Below are 18,280 nucleotides of genomic sequence, written 5' to 3'. Positions count from 1 at the left end.
TAATAGAGCTATTACATGAGTGTGCAGCTTTGTGGATAGTGTTTGCAGAGGTATTATATGAGTATGCAGAGGTATTATATGAGTATGCAGAGATAATTGTTGAGAATACAGAGATAAATATTGAGTATGCAGCTTTGTAGAATGAAAAAACGAGCCGGTAAAATGAGTTTGCAGAAGTAAAAAATGGGAATGTGTGATTTTAAGATGAATAAAATGGGATTTAAAGAAGGTTTTTTTTTTTAAAAAAGAGGTGGATGTAGAATAATTTGTAAATAATTCGGTTATTAGCATAATATTTCAATCATCTAATAAATTTAAGACTATGCCACGCAGTACGATTAAGGTAATCATACCTAAAAATTCGGATGATTTAATCTCTTTAGCGGAAGATATTTTAGAAAAAGATACCATAGACGGAGCGGGAAGTGTGATACCCGATGAGATGGCGACCGAGCTGACTACATTGTTAGCTGCTGCCGATACCGAAAATGTAAAACAGAAAGATTTGTATCGGGATGCAGAAAACTATGTGGAACAACGCAACCTGGCACTGGGGAAAGATAATTCGCAGGACAGCCGCACTGAGGACACCGTATTGTATTGTATCAGCAGTGTGCGCGATGTGTTGGGCGGTCTGTACCGGAACAATTTGCGCAATTTGGGCGGATGGGGCTTTAAGGTCAACAGCCCCAATAATATCAATAAGGTGATAATTCCGCGCAGTACGGACAGCCTTTTGGAGTTGGCCAGAAATATCCTTGAAAAAGATACGGCAGACGGTGCGGGCAGCCCCCTTCCTGCCGCCCTGATTACTACTTTGACCACGAAGACCACTGAGGCAAGCGATTTACATGAAAATGCCATGACCACCTACCGCAAAGCAGAAGCTGCTACCGAAAAAAGGAATCTGATATTGGGGATAGAAAAAAAACAAAACAGCAGAACGCCGCATACCATTTTATTCCTTGTTTCTTCTATTCGCACGCTTTTGCTGGGTCTTAACCGTGGCAAAGAGCAAAACTTAGGAGATTGGGGCTTTACCGTCAACACCAGCGGCTCAGGCACGCCGCCGCCTCCACCGCCTCCACCGCCGCCACCGCCCGCTCCTTAAGAATAATTACCGGTTATTGCCGGAGGAAATCTTAAAGCCTTCACCGTGTTCGGGTGGAGGCTTTTTGCTTTTGCTGTTTGTTGACTGACCGGCAGACCAATAAGGTTTTAAAAACTTTACAAATCCCGAACCTGCACCTGAAAATCAAGGCGGCGCAGGGTATTCCAAAAACCCGGAAAAGATTTGGATACCACCTCCGGGTTGTTAATCACCACGCCCGAAGGCTCGACCATGGTCAGGATTGCAAAAGACATCGCCATGCGGTGATCGTGGTAGGTGTCAAACGCAATAGGGGTTGGGTGGTTGTGTGTTTTTTTTGGAAAGGTCAGCGTCCCTGAGTTTTTGGTGGAGGTAAATCTGGCATTTACCTTTTTCAGTTCGGTTTGAAGGGCGGCGGTTCTGTCTGTTTCTTTAATCTTCAGGGTGCTTAACCCCTTCATATTTGCCGGAACCCTGAGTGCCGCACACAACACTGCCATCGTTTGGGCAATATCAGGGCATTTTATAAAATTATAATGGAAAACATCGGGCAGAACGGATGTGGTTTTAATAAGCCTGATTCCGTCAGTTTCCTGTCTGGTGAAGACTCCAAACCAGCTCATCAGTTCCTGAATCACCGAATCGCCTTGCAGACTTTGAGCATAGAGCTTCGGCAGTAACAGGTCGGCAGAATCGGACAAAGCCGCCAACGCAAAAAAATAAGAGGCTGCACTCCAGTCCGCCTCAATTTCAAATGGACGGGCAATGTATTTTTGCGGGGGGATATACAGCGATTGTCCGGATTTTTGGTGGTTGACCCCGAAGTATTTCATCAAACGCAGGGTCATGTTCAGATAAGGCTCTGACACTAAAGGGGTGAGCAGATTCAGGGTCAACCCTTGTTTAAAGACTGGCGCAACCATCAGCAAGGCCGACAAAAACTGACTGCTGATGTTTGCCGCGATAAAAATTTCACCTCCTTCAATAGATGTTCCCGTAATTTTTAATGGAGGGTATCCGGGATTGCCCAGATACTCGATGTTTGCGCCAAGAGTCCGAAGCGCTTCGACCAATATTCCGACCGGTCGCTCGGTCATCCGTTGGCTGCCGGTTAACACATAGGTTCCGGGTTGTGTGGACAGCCATGCACACAAAAAACGCAGGGTAGTACCGGCTGCTCCGACATCTATCACCTCCGGTTTATGAGTTAAGGCGTGTACCAACACATTCGTGTCGTCCGATTCCGAAAGGTTCGTAAGTTCAATCGCTTCCGGGCAAAGCGCCTGAATTATCAACGCGCGGTTGCTGATGCTTTTAGACCCATCCAATTCCACTGTTCCTGACAGGTGTTTGTCTGAAGGGGCAATGACCAATGCTTGTTTCATGGTGAAAGTACCGGTTTGCTGTTTGTTCTATTCCTTTGTTTGCAGGCAGCGGTTAAGGTAAAAAGGTTTCCCGTTTCAACAAAGCGTCTGTAAGGCTTCTTCGATTTCGTCGTTGGTGATGGTAACATCAATGACGGCATTCCCGATTTTGTTCAGGAGTACGCATTTAATCATTCCGTTTGAATTTTTTTTATCGTGCTTCATATAGTTTAAAATTTCGGGGAAAGCGTCCGGCGTTAGTTTGTTGTAATGTTCCGGCAAGAGTGTAGCGAGTTTCGGCATGATTTTCGAAATTTCCTTTTTTGGCAGATTCAGTTTTTTCCCCGACAGGTAAAGCTCTGCCATCATCCCCATGGCAATCGCTTCCCCGTGCAGGAGGTGATTTTTATGATGCAGGAGGGAATAGCTCTCAATTCCGTGCCCGAAGGTATGTCCAAAATTCAGCTTCTTGCGTTCCCCTTGTTCCTGGGGGTCGGCATTTACAAACTTCATCTTGATTTCAATAGAATGTTCGATGATTTTATACCATTGCAGTTTAGACCTGAGATGAATCGGAAGAAATCTTGCAAGTTCCTGATACATTCCGGCATTTGCAATCAGAGTATGTTTCACCATTTCCGCCATTCCGTTGGTAATTTGTCTTAAAGGCAGCGTTTTAAAGAAATCAGCATTGATAAATATGGCATTCGGGCATTTGATGAGGCCAATCATGTTTTTAACCCCATGGTAATCCACTCCGAGCTTGCACCCGATTGCTGCATCCACCTGCGCCAGTACCGTTGTTGGAATCTGTACATAAGGAATCCCCCGTTTATAGGTACATGCCGCAAAGCCGCCCATGTCGCAGATAACCCCCCCGCCCAAATTGATAAGCACCGAATTCCGGTCTGCTTCGTAATCCATCAACCGGTCCCAGATATACCGGCAGGTTTCGAGGTTTTTGTGGGCTTCACCCGATGGAATTTGAATGGTTTTAACCTCCGGCAGCAACGGAGACAATATCGGCAGACAATGTTTGCCCGTGTTTTCGTCTATCAGCACGATGTGTTGAGAAAACTTCTTTTCGGCAAAAAATTTCGGGAGTAAATTTTTAAATCGTCCAATATTTATCGGGCAATTTATCATTGGTTTATATTTAAAAATGAATAACGAAGGGGTATTTCATTCTTTTCATGTCAGCGACATTTTCCTGAACCCTTTTTTTAAGCCGGTTTTGCTGTAAAAATTATTGAAAAACAACCCCTTTAAACTTGGTGATGTCCATTTCGGGAATGGTAGCACCGTAGATGCTGTCAATCTTCTGAATAAAAAAGTTTGACAGCAAGGCGTACCCTCTGTCGGAGGGGTGAATGCCGTCTAATCCGAAAAATCCGCCCGAAATAAAGGTGGTACTCAATGGAACCCCGTTATAGGCCGTTCCGGCTTTTAATTTATCAAAATATTCATCAGTATCAATGACCGGAACGCTGCGTTCGGCTGCTGCTTTCCGGATAGCGCGATTATAGGCTTGGATGGCCAATGCACAATTTTGCACTTCGGTACGGTCTAAAGCATGGTCGTGCAGCAAAGGATTGTATTCCGAAAGTCCGTAAGGAACAAGCGTATCAACGCCATTTACCTGTTTCAGGTCTAATCGCCCCAATTCTGCGCCTGCCGGCAACAAAATCTTGTCGTTATAGAGCGAGTTGGGGTTAAAAGTGGCTTTTCTGACCCCATTTGTGGCCGTAATATAGACATCGAGCTTATGATCACAGCTATCAGGGCCTTTGGCCTGATAAGAAACGGAGGTAAAAAAAGGAAAGTCGAGTATTTTAGGGATGGTAAATACCATTCCTGTCGCACCGTCGGCCTGTAATTTGTCTAAAACTAATCCGTAATTGTCGGCAAACAGGAGGGTATCGGTCAGGGCAAACAGAGAAACGGGAAGATTGTCAATATATCCGCCGCCGGTTGCCGAATAGGCGATGGCATCGGTCAGTCCAAACCAGTTGGTAAAAAAAGTAGGGTGAATTTCAGCGATGGCAAAGTCCATCAGGTCGAAATAAGTCATGCCGGACGTTACCACCCGTTTTAAATAACTGTTCAGAATGGAAATATTGGAGTTGTTCAAATCGCCGGTTTTCATGTTCGGAATGCCGAGGTTGTGAAAGGTTGCCGTTCCGGCAATATTGTTTTCCCAGTTCGGGTCGGGTTCTGTTTTCTCCAAAACCGGGGTGATGATATTGCAGGTATCGGTCGAAACACTCATCAGCTTGTACATGCCCGAACCGTTGCCGGCGGGTAACAAAGGCTGGCGAAAGGGGCCGATGCCTACTGTACGGAGTTGTTCGGCCAATAAGTTGGGGTAGGAGGTTTCCTGCGAATATTTGGTAAGCCCGTCAGAGGTATAACCGGCTTCAAACGAGCTGCCAACGGCCATATAGCGGCTGAAATCGCCCGTTCCCGGCGAGGCAACCGGTAAATCCATCGTCAAATCGCATCCGGTAAAAAACAAACCGGTGGAAATCCCAAAAGAAAGTAAAAACAGGGGGTAAATTTTGTTGATATTCATCTCAAAACAGCAGTTTTTCCGGTTTGTAATTAAAAAATGTATTGAAACCCGACACCCGGACTGACGACATCCCCTTTCAGCGTAGATGCAAAGTTATTCTGTTCATTCACGGTGCTGCGTTTTAAGCCGCGACCATATAATAATGAAAAGTCTATCTTCAGTTTTGAAGTCAGGTTGGCCGACAATCCCAAAGTTCCGACAATCCGTTTGGTGTCGGGGGTTTCGGGCGAGGAACAACAATCGGGTGCTGCATTCAAATCATAATAAGCACCTGCCCGCAAGGTCAGTCGTTTTTTGGTAACGTATTGCCCCCCAATGCTGAAGCGATAGGTGTTTTGGTAGTTGCGAATCAGCTTCAGGGTTCTCGAACCCGCTATGGTGTCGGCGTATTCAAAGTTCAGGTCTTTGAAAATATTCCAGCCCACCCGCTCCACTTCAAGGCTGATTAAGCTCACATTTGATTTGTCTTTCAGGGTCGTTCCCTGTTTGGGGTCAAAAAAGTAAGCAATTGCGACAGACATCGCATCGGGGAGGCCTACATTAAGATTGAATTTGGTGTCGGGGAACAACACTTCGGCGGTCTGTGGGACGATAAAAGTAGCATCTCCGTTTTTTAAACTGACCCGTGCAGCCGATTTGTAAGCAATTCCAATCGAAAATTTATCCGGCCAAGGTTCGGTATAAACACCTGCGGTAAATCCAAACCCTGTGCCATCTGCTTCTAAATTGGCCTGACCGTAAGTTTCTTCCCCATAGACGGGAATGGCGCGTTGAATGGTAAATTTGCCATATCCTCCCACCAAACCAACGCCAATTGAAATGCGGTCGTTCACATTATAGCTGACGGTCGGTTGAAAAAACAAGGTACTGAGGGAAACATTCTGTACTAAGAACTTCCCCATCCAGTCGTCTGGATAACTTATTTTGCTGCCAAAGGGGGTATAAACCCCGATGCCGATGGTGAACTTTGAAGGCGCATCTGCCGGACCCAGGCGATGCGTATAATATAAGGAAAAGGGCAGGCTGATGCCAAAATCATTCCGTCCGCTCTGAGCGGTAGAGGTTTGCAAATATTCCGCCCGTCCATAAACCGGGTGAATGCCCACCATCAACTGTTTACCCCTCAGAAAACCCATGCCACCCGGATTGTAAAACAAAGCACCGGCATTCAGCGGAGCCGCAGTACCGCAATGTGCCAGGCCTATCTGAGGTTGGCCTTGCAGCGAGATCTGAAACCCGCTTCCCCAAACCTGAATAGGCGGGAGTAAGGAAATCAACAACAAAAAATAGAAATTGCGCATAATTGAAAGTTGTATAAAGGGCAAAGTTAAAACCTATGTTTGGTTTAATACTAAATTGAACGATAAGTTTTGACAGTCCGGAAGGGCAGCAACATTTTTAGTCTGAATGAACAAATACAGGGAATTGGCAGTTAATAGTTGCGGCTAAAATATTAACCGTTCTCACATCTCCGCCAACATGAATAGTACTTCCTGTTTTGTAGAAGCCATCCTGCCCAAGCGCTGTGTTCCGGTTCAATCCACCGAAGTTGGAATTACCACAGAAATTTACGAAACCATTTCAGACATTGCTTCCTCTGAATGGGATCACGTAGTGTCGCGACAGAACAATTTGTTTTTAACCCATGCCTATTTATCAGCCCTCGAAGAAAGCCACAGGAACATCCTGCGCTTCCGCTATCTCCTTTTTTTCTTTCAAAACAAGGTAGTTGGCGCTGCTTGTTTTCAACTGTTCGAGGTCATAGCCAAAGAGGCCTTGAAAAATGAACCCGAACCGGATTTGCAAATCCCGTCTTCCTTTTACAAGAGGATGGTGGGCGGCCTTCGCAAAAAAATACGGGATATTTCTTTCAGACAAATCTCTAAACTTCGGCTCAGGGTCTTGGTTTGCGGCAATGCCTTACTGACCGGAGAACATGGCGTATTCTTTTCGCCGCAGATAACCTCTTTTCAGGCAGGTTTTTTATTGAGCCACGCAATTTCTCGCATTGAAGCTGAAGAAAAGGCTGCCGGCAGAGCGATTAATCTGACTCTCATCAAGGATTTTCCTCAAAACAAAGCCGCAGAGGCTCGAAAACTGCTCGATTTTGGCTATAAGGAAATAAATTTTCAGCCAAATATGCTGATGACCTTGCCCGAAGAATGGAAAAGTTTTGACCACTACCTTCTCGCTTTGTCTTCCAAATACCGCATCAGAACCAAAAAGGTGTTGAGTAAAGGCAGCAAGCTGGAAAAAAAAGAATTTGACCTGCACGACATCCGCGAAAACCTGCCCGAAATCTATAACTTCTACCTCGAAGTAGCAAACAGTATGGATTTCAACATGTTAAGCGCCCAACCCGGTTATTTTGTCGAGTTAAAGCGACAACTCGAGGACCGGTTTGTGGTAAACGGATATTTTTTGGAAGGGAAATTAGTCGGTTTTATCTGTGCTTTTGCAGCAAACAATCATCTCGAAGTGCATTTCACCGGATATGACCACACCATCAACAAAGAGTTTGCCATCTATTCCAATATGTTATACGATATGGTCGGGCTTGGCTTGTATCGAGGCGTTGCTACCCTCAGTTTTGGCAGAACAGCCTTGGAAATCAAAAGCACAGTCGGGGCAGTAGGAGCCGATATGCCCGCTTTTATCAAATACAATAACCCCTGCGTCCACCGTTTCCTCATTCCCCTCATCAATCAGTTCAACAATACCGGTTGGATCCCTCGCCATCCTTTTAAACATCCGGCAATGGAACAATAACCGCCCTTGATGGGTAAAATGTGAGCTGTTCAAAGAGCGGTTTGGAAATTATAAAGGCCGGAATATCATGGATTGGTCAAAAAACGATACTTTTGCGGTTTTTAAACCAATACCTCTGCTGTCAAATGTCTATGCACCGATATTTACTAACCCTTTTCAGGGGATTTACTTTATTCCTGACCCTGCAATTTTCAGTTGCAGCGGTTTTTGCACAGGATTTTGCCGGTTTTAATGTCAATCCTTGGTCGGGTGTAACCGGAATTGACCTCCAGCCTGCCAATATTGTAGGAACAGTTTACAAAGCCGATATCAATTTAGTCGGCATGAGTTTATATGCCGCCAATAATTATCTGACGTTTAAACCGAAAACAATCTGGCGTTGGTCGCTTGACCAGGACAAATCCAACGAATTGCATGCTGACGGGGTAAAAACAAAGGCATTTATCAATACCCGCATCCATCTGCCAAGCTTTTTGTATGAAATAAACCCCAACATGGCGGTTGCTTTTACCATGCAGGCGCGCGCTTCGGTGCAAGTACAAAATGCGGGAAAGGAATTGGTAAAATTAGCCTATGACGACCTTGATTATGCCCCATATCTGGGAAAAACTTATGATACACCCGGAATTTCCATCAACCAACTCAGTTGGACGGAGATAGGAGTTACTTATGGTTACCTGCATTATCTCAATGGAGGGCATAGGTTCAAAGTTGCGGGACGGGTCAAATATCTGATGGGTCTGAATGCGCTTTACCTGAATTCCGAAGACGGTTCTTACCGTTTCGATACCGGTGATGTCCTCAGTGTTTACAACACCAATGTCAATTATGGTCATACCGAAACCGGCGACCCCTATCTCAAATTTAAACCACAAGGTCATTCGGTTGGTTTTGACTTCGGGTTTAAATATTCCTGGAAAAACCGTGTTGTTTTCGGCGTTTCGCTGCTCGATGTCGGCTCTGTTTCTTTTGATAAAGCCAATGGAAGTGGCAATTTTAATGCAAATATCAATAACTGGGACTTAGATCCGGTACAATTCAACTCCTTGCAGGATTTTGACGATACCCTCGCAACACGCGTAGCCTTTACACCCGATACCCGAAAATTTAAAATGTCCCTGCCCACCGCCCTCAGCTTTCAGGGAACGGTCTATTTATGGGACAGCGGGGTGTTTGAAGGCGGAGGATACAATAATATATACCTCAGTTTCAATTCCTACACTTCTTTGCAGTTGGGCGGGGATGATATCAACAAGTTAAAGGCGGTAAATACCTATGTGTTTACCCCGGGTTTTACCACAATTGCCATCACCGGCGGCTTACCGGTTACCATCAACGAGTTTGAGGCGGTCAATGTCGGCGGATTTTTAAGATTAGGCCCTTTTGTGTTGGGATCTAAAAACTTTTTTACCTCCCTCTTTAAAAAAGAACTTTACGAATCCGATATTTATTGGGCAATCAAGATCCCTTTGCTCAAAGACAAGCCTACCATCGTTCAGGGTTGCCCCAAAAGATTTTAAACCGTAAAAAGGGATTGTTGAATTAGATTCGACAATCCCTTTTTCAGTTTGAAGTTTCCCATCAAAAACTTATGCTACGCTAAGACTGAACTGCCTCAGGATGAGAATAGACGGTAAAATAATCGTTCCGGCAAAAAGCCATCAAAGTGATTCCCGCATTTTTGCAAAAATCAACCGCCATCGAAGAAGGAGCAGAAACGGCTGCTAAAAAAGGAATCCCTGCAAAATAAGTTTTGCTCACAATTTCATAAGAAACCCGTCCGCTGACAAGCAGGCATCTTGCCTTATCCAATTGTTTGGACAATATTAAGCTGCCGATGACTTTATCAACTGCATTATGTCTTCCAATATCTTCGCGGATGGCGAGCATTTTTCCGGATAAAGTAAAAGCAGCAGCAGCATGAACGCCGCCCGATTGCCGGAAAGATTGTTGTTCTTTGCTCATCGCTTCAAACATGGAGGGCAGGCTGCCGGCCAAAAAGATTTCATCGTGGTTAACCGGTTTTCCCACCGGGGTCAAATCCAATTCGGTTTTTCCGCAGATACCACAGCTCGATACGGAGACAATATTCCTCTTGTCGGAGTAATTTTTTAATACTAATGCTTCATCGGCTTCCACGTTTACCCCGGTAATAAAGCCTTCATCGCTTCTCGACACCACCTGAATGACCGGATCGGTATGCAAATCGCTGTAAATCTGTTCAGAAAACAATAGCCCCCTGATAAGGTCTGCTTCATAACCGGGGGTTCGCATGGTGATGGTAAAAGGGCGGTCATTGATATGGATGCTCAGCATTTCTTCCACCGCCAGAATATCCTCAACGGGGATAAAATGATGATGTTGAAACTTTAAGGCCGGATAGCGGTAGGTTTCCATAGTTGCAGAATTAGGATAAACCGGTAATCACCCCATTTTTGTCTATATCCATTTTCTCGGATGCCGGAATCGCAGGAAGTCCGGGCATCCGCATCATTTCGCCTAAAATGGGAATGATAAAACCGGCTCCGGTTGCATATTCAAACTCCCGGACATGAACGGTAAAGTTTCGGGGTCGCCCGACTTTGGTTTCGTCGTCCGAAAATGATTTCTGGGTTTTGGCCATGCAGACCGGTAAATTGTTAAATCCGAGTTCGTGCATAGTTTTTAGTTGTGCATGTGCAACAGAGGAATATTCAATCGCCTCTGCACCGTAAATCTGGGTCGCAATGATTTTTATTTTTTCCTCAATTGGTTGTGTCCAGTCATAAAGAGGTTTAAAACGGTTGCTTTCCAAACTTGCCGCTTCCACTACGGTTTCTGCAAGCAAAGCGCTGCCTGATCCCCCTTTGGCAAAACATTCGGTTACCACCGCTTTTACCCCAAGTGAAGCGCAAAATTGTTGAACCAATGCCACTTCTTCGGGAGAGTCGGAGTAAAAGCTGTTGATGGCTACGACGGGGGTTATTCCAAACTTCCTGCAATTTTCAATATGCTTTTCTAAATTTTCCAATCCTTCGCCCACAAATCCGAGGTTAGGCGTACTGTATTGGTCTTTCTTCGCGCCGCCGTGATGTCTTAAAGCGCGGATAGTTGCTACCAAAACTATGGCTGACGGTTTTAAATTCCCGTATCCGCATTTGATGTTCATGAATTTTTCTGCGCCCAGGTCGGCTCCAAATCCAGCCTCTGTTACGACATAATCTCCCAATGAAAGACCGGTTTGAGTGGCAATAATGGTATTCGTGCCCTGTGCGATGTTTGCAAATGGTCCTCCGTGAAGAATGGCCGGGTTCCCTTCAAGTGTTTGAACAAGATTGGGCTTGATGGCATCCTTCAACAGCAAAGCCATAGCGCCGCCGGCGTTTAAATCGCGGGCAAAAACGGGTTGTTTGGTGTGGGTAAATCCTACTAATATATTTCCCAATCGTGTTTTCAGGTCTTCCAGATTTTTGGAAAGGCAAAGAATGGCCATGACCTCCGATGCAGGAGTAATATTAAACCCATCTTGTCGGGGAACTCCGTTTGCAGTGCCTCCCAGTCCGATGATGATACTTCTCAATGACCGGTCGTTCATGTCCATCACCCGTTTCCAGGTAATAGTTCTTGGGTCTAACCCCAAACTCCTGCTTTTGCTTTGCAGATTATTGTCAATCAGTGCAGACAACAGGTTGTTGGCTTTTTCAACTGCCGCAAAATCGCCGGTAAAATGCAGGTTGATGTCTTCCATCGGAATTACCTGTGCATATCCTCCTCCTGCAGCGCCTCCCTTCATGCCAAATACAGGGCCTAATGAAGGCTCACGCAAAACAACAATGGCTTTTTTCCCGATATAATTCAGTCCATCAGCCAAACCGATAGAAACGGTAGTTTTTCCTTCCCCGGCAGGAGTAGGATTGATCGCACTGACTAAAATAAGTTTGCTTTGATTGATTTTATCCCGGTCAATCAGTTCAAGAGGTAGTTTGGCTTTGGTTTTTCCAAAATAATGAAGATCGTCAGAACTGATATTTAAACGGGCAGCAATCTCTTTGATATGTTTGATCGGAGCAGATTGAGCAATTTCCAAATCAGAAGGAAAGGGTAACGACATATTTTAGGTAGCATTTTGGTTGGCACAAATGTAAGAATAGTTTCGCAATCAATCCTAAGCAGAAAGTGCAGGTAATCGCAGTTCATGTATTGGGTTCATTGCATTTTACAAAGGCAAATCTTAATTTTGTGAAGCAATCTATGGGCAACTGTTTTCATTAATCAGTCTTTATGAACGGTAATTTCTCAAATAACTCTTCTGTTCCAACCGGATTTCCACTTCGGCTTACCCTCAATACCCTTGGGCTGTTGTTAATTTTGAAGTGCTGGTTTTTCATCTCCCTTCACAACAAAATGAGCTGGCTCTACTTGCTTTCCTACGTACAGGATGCTTTCTTGTTTATGGTCAATTATCTGTTGTTTATCTATTGTTTTCAAACCGGTAAATGGTTGTATCCATTGGGTTTTATGTTGTTTGTTTTGTTTTTCATCCCGATCTCTGCACTCACATTTACCTATACCTTTTTCCTCATGGATTTGTACCATTTCCCCATGAACATATTCAGTATCTCAGCAGATAGTTTATGTTTTTTCATCACCTACTTTACTTCCCCCTTCACGATTGCCGGTTTCTTAGGCATTTATGCCGTTTTATTCTCCATTTCTTACCTGGTCCCCAAAAGATTGGCTTTTGTCAATTGGATAAAGCCTGCTTGTTTACTGCTGACCTTATTATTTTTACCCTCTTCTTTAAAACCCGGAATCAATCCAATCCTGTTTTCTATTCAGGAACAGATTATTGCTTACCGCAATGCCGATACTAATCTAAAACATCTCGAAGAACCAAATGCAGAGATAGCAGATAATACGGATTTTGGTTTTGCGGACAAAAAATTTGACACCATTCCAACCATTCATTCTAACTACAAAAGAGTAATCGTGTTGGTGATGGAGGGGTTAAACTATAAGACCTTTACCCAAAAATCAAAAGAAGACCAAAACAGTTTCCTGAACAAATACCAAAAGCACATCAAGCAGTTTACGAACTACCACACCCTAAACATTGACAGTTTTACCAGCCTGATCGCAATTCTTAACAGCATTTTTGTCCCATACTCCTCCCATGTAAAAAAGGAGGCGTTCGACTTTACCGATAAACAAACCAACTTGGTAAGGTTTTTTAACCACAATCATTTTACCACCTTCTTCACAACCTCTTTAGGGCTGCAGCAAGCCTATTTTGTTCCTGATATGCCGGAATGGAAAACAACATTGTTCATGGAGAAAATGGACACCGTTGTCCATTACAAGTGCATCAATTCCATGAAAATTGAAAATTCATGTGAAGACTTAACGCTGCTAAACAATATGGTTGACACCATAGCGGCGCATGACCAAATCTTCGTATTTAATGAAATGGTCTATGGCCATGTCAATGAGTGGACAGAAAAAAAAGGAGTTGAGGTTGTCGAATACTACAATCTGTATTTTAACCGGTTGATTGAAAAGTTATCCGGAAAACAAATTTTGGACAGCACCCTCATTTTTATCCTGTCAGATCATGGCCCTAAAGAAGATGCCTATAATACGGACAATTATCATATACCCTTGTTGGTTTTTTCCACCGGTATAGATACCACTGCCAATAATAGTTTCACCTCTCATCTCGATTTTAAAAACATTTTAATAGAGTTGATGACCGGAACCCCGCAAATCTATGGCAATCAGCCGTTTTTTACCTATGGCAACAGCGTTGAAATGGTTTACGGATTGGCTACCCCCGATGGCTCACATATTTTTATCAATAACCGGCTAAGGCAAACAAAAGGCAACCTGTCAGACAGAAATGAATATTACAAACTGAATAAGCACTATCAGCAATACCTTCATTATTTCGCGTCTTTAAAAGCAAAAATCTGAATTCATCAACTCCATTTCTTCAATTCTGAAAAGATTAAACAATCAGACACAATTCCGGAATTCAGAAATCCTAAAACAAAGAAGACTTAATCTGTTTCCATCTTTTATATGGTCAATAATGGAATAAGAATGGCCCGGTTTCTTGTTTGAAAAGAAAAAAATGAAACAAGAAACGGCTCATTTCCAGTTTTCTTTTGAAGAAAAGAAGTAAGAAACGGAGCATTTCCAATTTTCTTTTGAAGAAATGAAGTAAGAAACGGCTCATTTCCAACTTGAAAAAGCAGGATTGAAACAAGAAACCGTTCATTTCCTGTTTCAACTGAGCAACATGAAGTTAGAAACAATCCATTTCTTGTTTCAAAAGATAGTTACGGAGTAAGAAACGGACCAAAACCTATTTCAATAGGGTTTGGAATGTCAATTTTAAGCTTGGAGATGTCAATTAAATCTTCCAAGATCATCATTTTTTCTTTCCAAACTTCAGATCAGGGCTTGCTGAAATACACTTAAACCAAGGTTTTCCGCTTTTTTACAACTGATAAATAAGTTGTGCGTTTCTGTTTTCTGATTTAGAGAGTTAGAAAATCCGACTTGCTCCAAATCAAATCAATTATGGCTCAAGTTAGACTGATTTTTTAAAGAGGCAAGCAGAAATTAAGAGTGGGTTTAAAAATTTCAACCCAAAACATCCCCTTTTTTCTCAATATTTCTGAAAAGTTGATTTTGTATAAATTGTATGCAAAGAGGGTTGATTCAATTTTTATGGCGGGAAAATTGGAAATATGCAGCGTTTTTGTTTACAAGTGCCCAGTTAGAAGATGATCATAAGGTCTTAAAACCTTTATTTAAGTTGAATAAACAAGATTGCGCTCAGCAATGGGTATCAGGTATATTTTTCCCCTGAAACTTGATTCCTCAATTGAAAAATCCGTTATTTTTTGGGCTTTGTTTCTATAATGTTTGTAGGATGTACTTTTTTTGGAAGCTTTTTTTTATTATCTTTGCACCTTGAAACCAATACTGTAAAGATATAGATAGATTAGTATTGGTAAAATTCACTACTGAAAGCCAACTTAAATTTGCAGTAGTTGAGCTGCAAGTTCTTTTTAACCTTTTTTTAAGTTTTAATAAAGTAATAGGAATATGACTAACAAGACAAGAGTACTGATGGTTACCCAAGAGATGAATCCCTACCTGATGTTAAGCAGTGTTGGAGAAATAACCCGTCAATTGCCACAGTATTTGCAGGAAAAGGGCATGGAATTAAGAGTCTTAATGCCTCGTTTTGGAGCAATAAATGAACGAAGGCATAGACTGCACGAGGTCGTCCGTCTTTCAGGCATTAATATAATTATTGAGGAAGACGATTTTCCGTTGATTATAAAAGTTGCCTCCCTGCCCAATAGCCGTCTTCAGGTCTATTTTTTAGATAATGATGATTTTTACAAACGCAAAAATGTAGATCGTGATGATAACGGCGAGTTTTTTGACGACAATACTGAAAGAATGGTTTTCTTTTGTAAGGGGGTTCTCGAAACGGTAAAAAAGTTTGGATGGGCACCGGATGTTATTCATTGCCATGGTTGGATGACCAGTTTAATGCCGCTCTATGTAAAGAAAGCGTACAATAACGATCCGATTTTTGCTAACTCATCGGTCATTTATTCGGTTTACAAAAACTCATTTGACGAAGATTTGGGCGATATTTTTGAGCATAAAGTACCTACCGGAAACATCTCAACCGAAGACTTATCTCCTTACGGTTCAACCAGTAATGAAGATTTAAATAAAGGTGCAATTTTTTATTCGGATGCTATTATTAAGGCAGACAAAGATTTAAGCGATGATGTTATCAGCCTGATAGATCGAACCGAAAAGCCAGTATTGGACTATATACATCCGGAAAACGGTTTCTTGAAACAATACGAAGAACTTTACAAAGAATTGCTTGCAAATAAAGTTTCAAAAATGTCGTTATAATCCGGCATAATGGCGAAGTAGTTTACAGTACTTATATTTTCTTAGGATAATTAAGACTGATAAAACTACGCAACTCCCATTCTTACAATTATTGAATATTTTCGGCAAAATTATTTACAAAACCGACGCATGAAAAGTCTGCTTACGGGAGTTTTTTTACTGTTTTTATTATTTGTCAATTCTTGTACTAAAACCACAACTATTGGTGGAGATTTGTTTAATGATGATGCTTTTCCTGAGAGCATCACTATTGATACTTTGACAATTGAAGCAAATACATTTATCTCTGACAGTATTTCTACAGCACCTCCGGTTTCCGGAATACCTTATTTATTGGGAGCGGTCAACGATGAAATTGCAGGTAAAACGCAGGCAGCAATTTTTTCTCAACTTATCATCCCTACAAACAATATCAATTTAGGCGATTCCTTAGTGTTGGATTCTATTGTTCTTACGTTAAGATATTTTAACAAAAGCGTTTATGGAGATGCGGATGCTCCCACCGGATTGACGGTTTTTGAATTGACGGAATCCATGCAAGCTGGAAATGTTTATTACTCAAACAAACAATTTGGTTTTAACCCCTTGCCGATTGGATATTTAACAGATTATTATTTAGCTCCTTCAGACAGCGTTACCATATTTAGCAAACTGTTAAAAGACCAGAACGATCAGGATTCATTAGTTTTTGTCAAAACAGAACCACATATTAGAATACCATTAAGCAGAGATTTTGGAAACAGGATTTTATCACAATCCGGAACTATCAATTTATCAGACAATTCTAACTTCCGGCAGTATTTTAAAGGATTGTATATCTCACCTTCATCTTCTAATAACGGGATTGCATATATAGATATGTTGGCATCAAGAACGAGGCTGACCATCTATTACAGTCAAGGCAGTCGCAAAAACCTGACACTCGATTTGCCGGTAAGTGCGTTGTCTGCCGTCAGCAATTATTTTAAGCACGACTATTCAAACACACAGGTTAAAACCTCGATGGAACAGCCGAAACCAAATGGTCAGGAAATAGTTTACTTAAAAGGTGCAGCAGGATTAGGTTTTAGTCTAAACTTTCCTTATTTAACAAATTTAAATAGCTATGCCGTAAATAAGGCAGAATTGGAAATGACTGTTATTCCAAATTCTTTCGAATTGTTTCAGTTGCCCACAACCCTTGCATTGGTAACTTATGATACTACAACCAATAAGATTTTAAGATCAATTACAACTGCTGTTTTAACAGAGGAGGAAGGACTAAACGGAGAAAAACTGAATAAATTCAAGTTTGTGTTTAGCTTTTACACACAGCAAAAAATAAATGGAATTGTTCAGGATGCGATTGAACAGGTATTTACCGAGCTTCAGAGAAGCAATCCAAACCGAATAATGATTGGCGGTCCCGATCATCCCGAATATCCGATGAAGTTTACCCTGATTTGCACAGAACTTCAATAGCCTTTCTTGTTTAACCATAAAAAAACACCCCTGACTTTTCAATCAGGGGTGTTTTTATTTATGCCAGAGTTTGAATCAAAAAGCATTTTTTCTGTTAAGCCATATTGTGAAAAACCTGTTGAACATCATCATCTTCTTCTAATTTTTCCAACAGTTTATTGACTTGTTCTTCCTGCTCTTCGGTTAGTGCAACTGTATTTAACGGAAACCTTTGCAGTTCTGCTTTGATTACTTCAATACCTTTGTCTTCGAGTGCTTTTTGCATGATACCAAAACTCTCAAAGGCTGTATAAATATAAATTTCATCCCCGTCTCCTTCAACTTCTTCCGCTCCGAAATCAATTAATTCCAATTCTATTTCCTCCGGATCAATTGTGCCTTTGTGAATAGTGAAAACACCTTGACGTTCAAATAAGAAATCCAGAGAACCGGTTTTGCCAAGTGCGCCATTGTTTTTGTTGAAATAGGTTCTCAAATTTGCAACGGTCCGGGTTGGATTATCGGTGGCACATTCAACGACGATTGCAACCGCATTTGGCCCATATCCTTCATAAACCACTTCGTTAAAATCTTTTTCTTCTTTGTTGGATGCCCTTTTAATAGCGTTTTCAACCTTTTCTTTAGGCATATTTACCGCCTTAGCATTTTGGATAGCCATCCTTAACCTGGGATTGGAAACAGGGTCGGGACCACCTAATTTAACAGATATTGCAATCTCTTTACCTATGCGGGTAAATGCTTTGGAAATTTGGCTCCAACGAGCCATTTTTTGGGTTTTTCTCTTTTCAAATGCTCTTCCCATAATCCTGTTTATGCTAATTAATAGTAATTAAATCGAAATATCAATGGGTAACTAAATAACTTTTATCAGTCACCTACAAAATTGTTTATCTTAAGTTGATCGCTTCATTCTAAAATTATAGTCGAAAAAGCCTCAAAAAAGTTTCCCAACAATTTTCAGTGCAAAATTACACCATTTGATGTAAATCAAACGAACAAAACCCCGGTTTTTAACGATTGGCTTTAGTCAATCTTTATTTTAGTTAATTTTGTAGTCTTTTAGCAACAGTTAAAATCTACAGCAAAAAACGATTG

Annotated in this window: 13 protein-coding genes; 6 read left to right on the top strand and 7 right to left on the bottom strand. The window is 42.0% G+C overall.

What is annotated here, in order from left to right; genetic code table 11:
• The first annotated feature begins 322 nt into the window (after positions 1–322).
• Positions 323–1,111, top strand: coding sequence for a hypothetical protein (locus IPM47_16910; protein ID QQS28512.1), 789 nt, complete (start codon positions 323–325; stop codon positions 1,109–1,111).
• Between the two features lie 116 nt (positions 1,112–1,227).
• Here IPM47_16910 and IPM47_16905 read toward each other — a convergent pair whose 3' ends face one another.
• The 4 genes from IPM47_16905 to IPM47_16890 all read right to left on the bottom strand — a co-directional run bounded on the left by IPM47_16905 (position 1,228) and on the right by IPM47_16890 (position 6,327).
• Positions 1,228–2,475: a 3-phosphoshikimate 1-carboxyvinyltransferase gene (locus IPM47_16905; GenBank protein QQS28511.1), complete on the bottom strand. Its 1,248-nt coding sequence runs from the start codon at positions 2,473–2,475 to the stop codon at positions 1,228–1,230.
• A 75-nt stretch (positions 2,476–2,550) separates the two neighbouring features.
• A complete protein-coding gene (gene aroB, locus IPM47_16900) occupies positions 2,551–3,600 on the bottom strand; it encodes a 3-dehydroquinate synthase (protein QQS28510.1) in 1,050 nt (349 codons plus the stop codon).
• Between the two features lie 100 nt (positions 3,601–3,700).
• A complete protein-coding gene (locus IPM47_16895) occupies positions 3,701–5,026 on the bottom strand; it encodes an SGNH/GDSL hydrolase family protein (GenBank protein ID QQS28509.1) in 1,326 nt (441 codons plus the stop codon).
• A gap of 29 nt (positions 5,027–5,055) precedes the next feature.
• The gene (locus IPM47_16890) at positions 5,056–6,327 is read right to left on the bottom strand and encodes an outer membrane protein transport protein (GenBank protein ID QQS28508.1); all 1,272 of its coding nucleotides are present in this window, start codon (positions 6,325–6,327) and stop codon (positions 5,056–5,058) included.
• 178 nt (positions 6,328–6,505) lie between these two features.
• Here IPM47_16890 and IPM47_16885 point away from each other — a divergent pair, with 178 nt between their 5' ends.
• Positions 6,506–7,795, top strand: coding sequence for a GNAT family N-acetyltransferase (locus IPM47_16885; protein QQS28507.1), 1,290 nt, complete (start codon positions 6,506–6,508; stop codon positions 7,793–7,795).
• A gap of 131 nt (positions 7,796–7,926) precedes the next feature.
• A complete protein-coding gene (locus IPM47_16880; GenBank protein ID QQS28506.1) occupies positions 7,927–9,315 on the top strand; it encodes a hypothetical protein in 1,389 nt (462 codons plus the stop codon).
• Positions 9,316–9,394: 79 nt separating this feature from the next.
• Here the strand turns inward: IPM47_16880 and fdhD are convergent, their stop codons facing one another.
• Both fdhD and IPM47_16870 read right to left on the bottom strand, forming a co-directional pair.
• Complete coding sequence (fdhD, locus tag IPM47_16875) at positions 9,395–10,192, bottom strand: formate dehydrogenase accessory sulfurtransferase FdhD (GenBank protein QQS28505.1); 798 nt, start codon at positions 10,190–10,192, stop codon at positions 9,395–9,397.
• A gap of 10 nt (positions 10,193–10,202) precedes the next feature.
• Entirely contained in the window at positions 10,203–11,885 is a 1,683-nt protein-coding gene (locus tag IPM47_16870; GenBank protein QQS28504.1) for a formate--tetrahydrofolate ligase, read from the bottom strand.
• Between the two features lie 170 nt (positions 11,886–12,055).
• Here IPM47_16870 and IPM47_16865 point away from each other — a divergent pair, with 170 nt between their 5' ends.
• The 3 genes from IPM47_16865 to IPM47_16855 all read left to right on the top strand — a co-directional run bounded on the left by IPM47_16865 (position 12,056) and on the right by IPM47_16855 (position 17,185).
• Positions 12,056–13,744, top strand: a complete 1,689-nt coding sequence (locus IPM47_16865) for a sulfatase-like hydrolase/transferase (protein ID QQS28503.1) — start codon at positions 12,056–12,058, stop codon at positions 13,742–13,744.
• 1,143 nt (positions 13,745–14,887) lie between these two features.
• Positions 14,888–15,724, top strand: a complete 837-nt coding sequence (locus IPM47_16860) for a glycogen/starch synthase (protein ID QQS28502.1) — start codon at positions 14,888–14,890, stop codon at positions 15,722–15,724.
• 129 nt (positions 15,725–15,853) lie between these two features.
• Positions 15,854–17,185: a DUF4270 domain-containing protein gene (locus IPM47_16855; protein QQS28501.1), complete on the top strand. Its 1,332-nt coding sequence runs from the start codon at positions 15,854–15,856 to the stop codon at positions 17,183–17,185.
• Between the two features lie 94 nt (positions 17,186–17,279).
• Here IPM47_16855 and IPM47_16850 read toward each other — a convergent pair whose 3' ends face one another.
• A complete protein-coding gene (locus IPM47_16850; GenBank protein QQS28500.1) occupies positions 17,280–17,987 on the bottom strand; it encodes a YebC/PmpR family DNA-binding transcriptional regulator in 708 nt (235 codons plus the stop codon).
• Positions 17,988–18,280 lie beyond the last annotated feature (293 nt).

The sequence above is a fragment of the Sphingobacteriales bacterium genome, from assembly GCA_016700115.1.
Classification (GTDB): domain Bacteria; phylum Bacteroidota; class Bacteroidia; order Chitinophagales; family UBA2359; genus UBA2359.
This window is presented reverse-complemented; position numbering and strand designations above follow the sequence as displayed.

What these genes read in the sequence shown, in the direction of transcription:
- IPM47_16910 (QQS28512.1), top strand. Translation starts at nt 323, where the DNA reads ATGCCACGCAGTACGATTAAGGTAATCATACCTAAAAATTCGGATGAT.
- IPM47_16905 (QQS28511.1), bottom strand. Translation starts at nt 2,475, where the DNA reads ATGAAACAAGCATTGGTCATTGCCCCTTCAGACAAACACCTGTCAGGA.
- aroB (QQS28510.1), bottom strand. Translation starts at nt 3,600, where the DNA reads ATGATAAATTGCCCGATAAATATTGGACGATTTAAAAATTTACTCCCG.
- IPM47_16895 (QQS28509.1), bottom strand. Translation starts at nt 5,026, where the DNA reads ATGAATATCAACAAAATTTACCCCCTGTTTTTACTTTCTTTTGGGATT.
- IPM47_16890 (QQS28508.1), bottom strand. Translation starts at nt 6,327, where the DNA reads ATGCGCAATTTCTATTTTTTGTTGTTGATTTCCTTACTCCCGCCTATT.
- IPM47_16885 (QQS28507.1), top strand. Translation starts at nt 6,506, where the DNA reads ATGAATAGTACTTCCTGTTTTGTAGAAGCCATCCTGCCCAAGCGCTGT.
- IPM47_16880 (QQS28506.1), top strand. Translation starts at nt 7,927, where the DNA reads ATGCACCGATATTTACTAACCCTTTTCAGGGGATTTACTTTATTCCTG.
- fdhD (QQS28505.1), bottom strand. Translation starts at nt 10,192, where the DNA reads ATGGAAACCTACCGCTATCCGGCCTTAAAGTTTCAACATCATCATTTT.
- IPM47_16870 (QQS28504.1), bottom strand. Translation starts at nt 11,885, where the DNA reads ATGTCGTTACCCTTTCCTTCTGATTTGGAAATTGCTCAATCTGCTCCG.
- IPM47_16865 (QQS28503.1), top strand. Translation starts at nt 12,056, where the DNA reads ATGAACGGTAATTTCTCAAATAACTCTTCTGTTCCAACCGGATTTCCA.
- IPM47_16860 (QQS28502.1), top strand. Translation starts at nt 14,888, where the DNA reads ATGACTAACAAGACAAGAGTACTGATGGTTACCCAAGAGATGAATCCC.
- IPM47_16855 (QQS28501.1), top strand. Translation starts at nt 15,854, where the DNA reads ATGAAAAGTCTGCTTACGGGAGTTTTTTTACTGTTTTTATTATTTGTC.
- IPM47_16850 (QQS28500.1), bottom strand. Translation starts at nt 17,987, where the DNA reads ATGGGAAGAGCATTTGAAAAGAGAAAAACCCAAAAAATGGCTCGTTGG.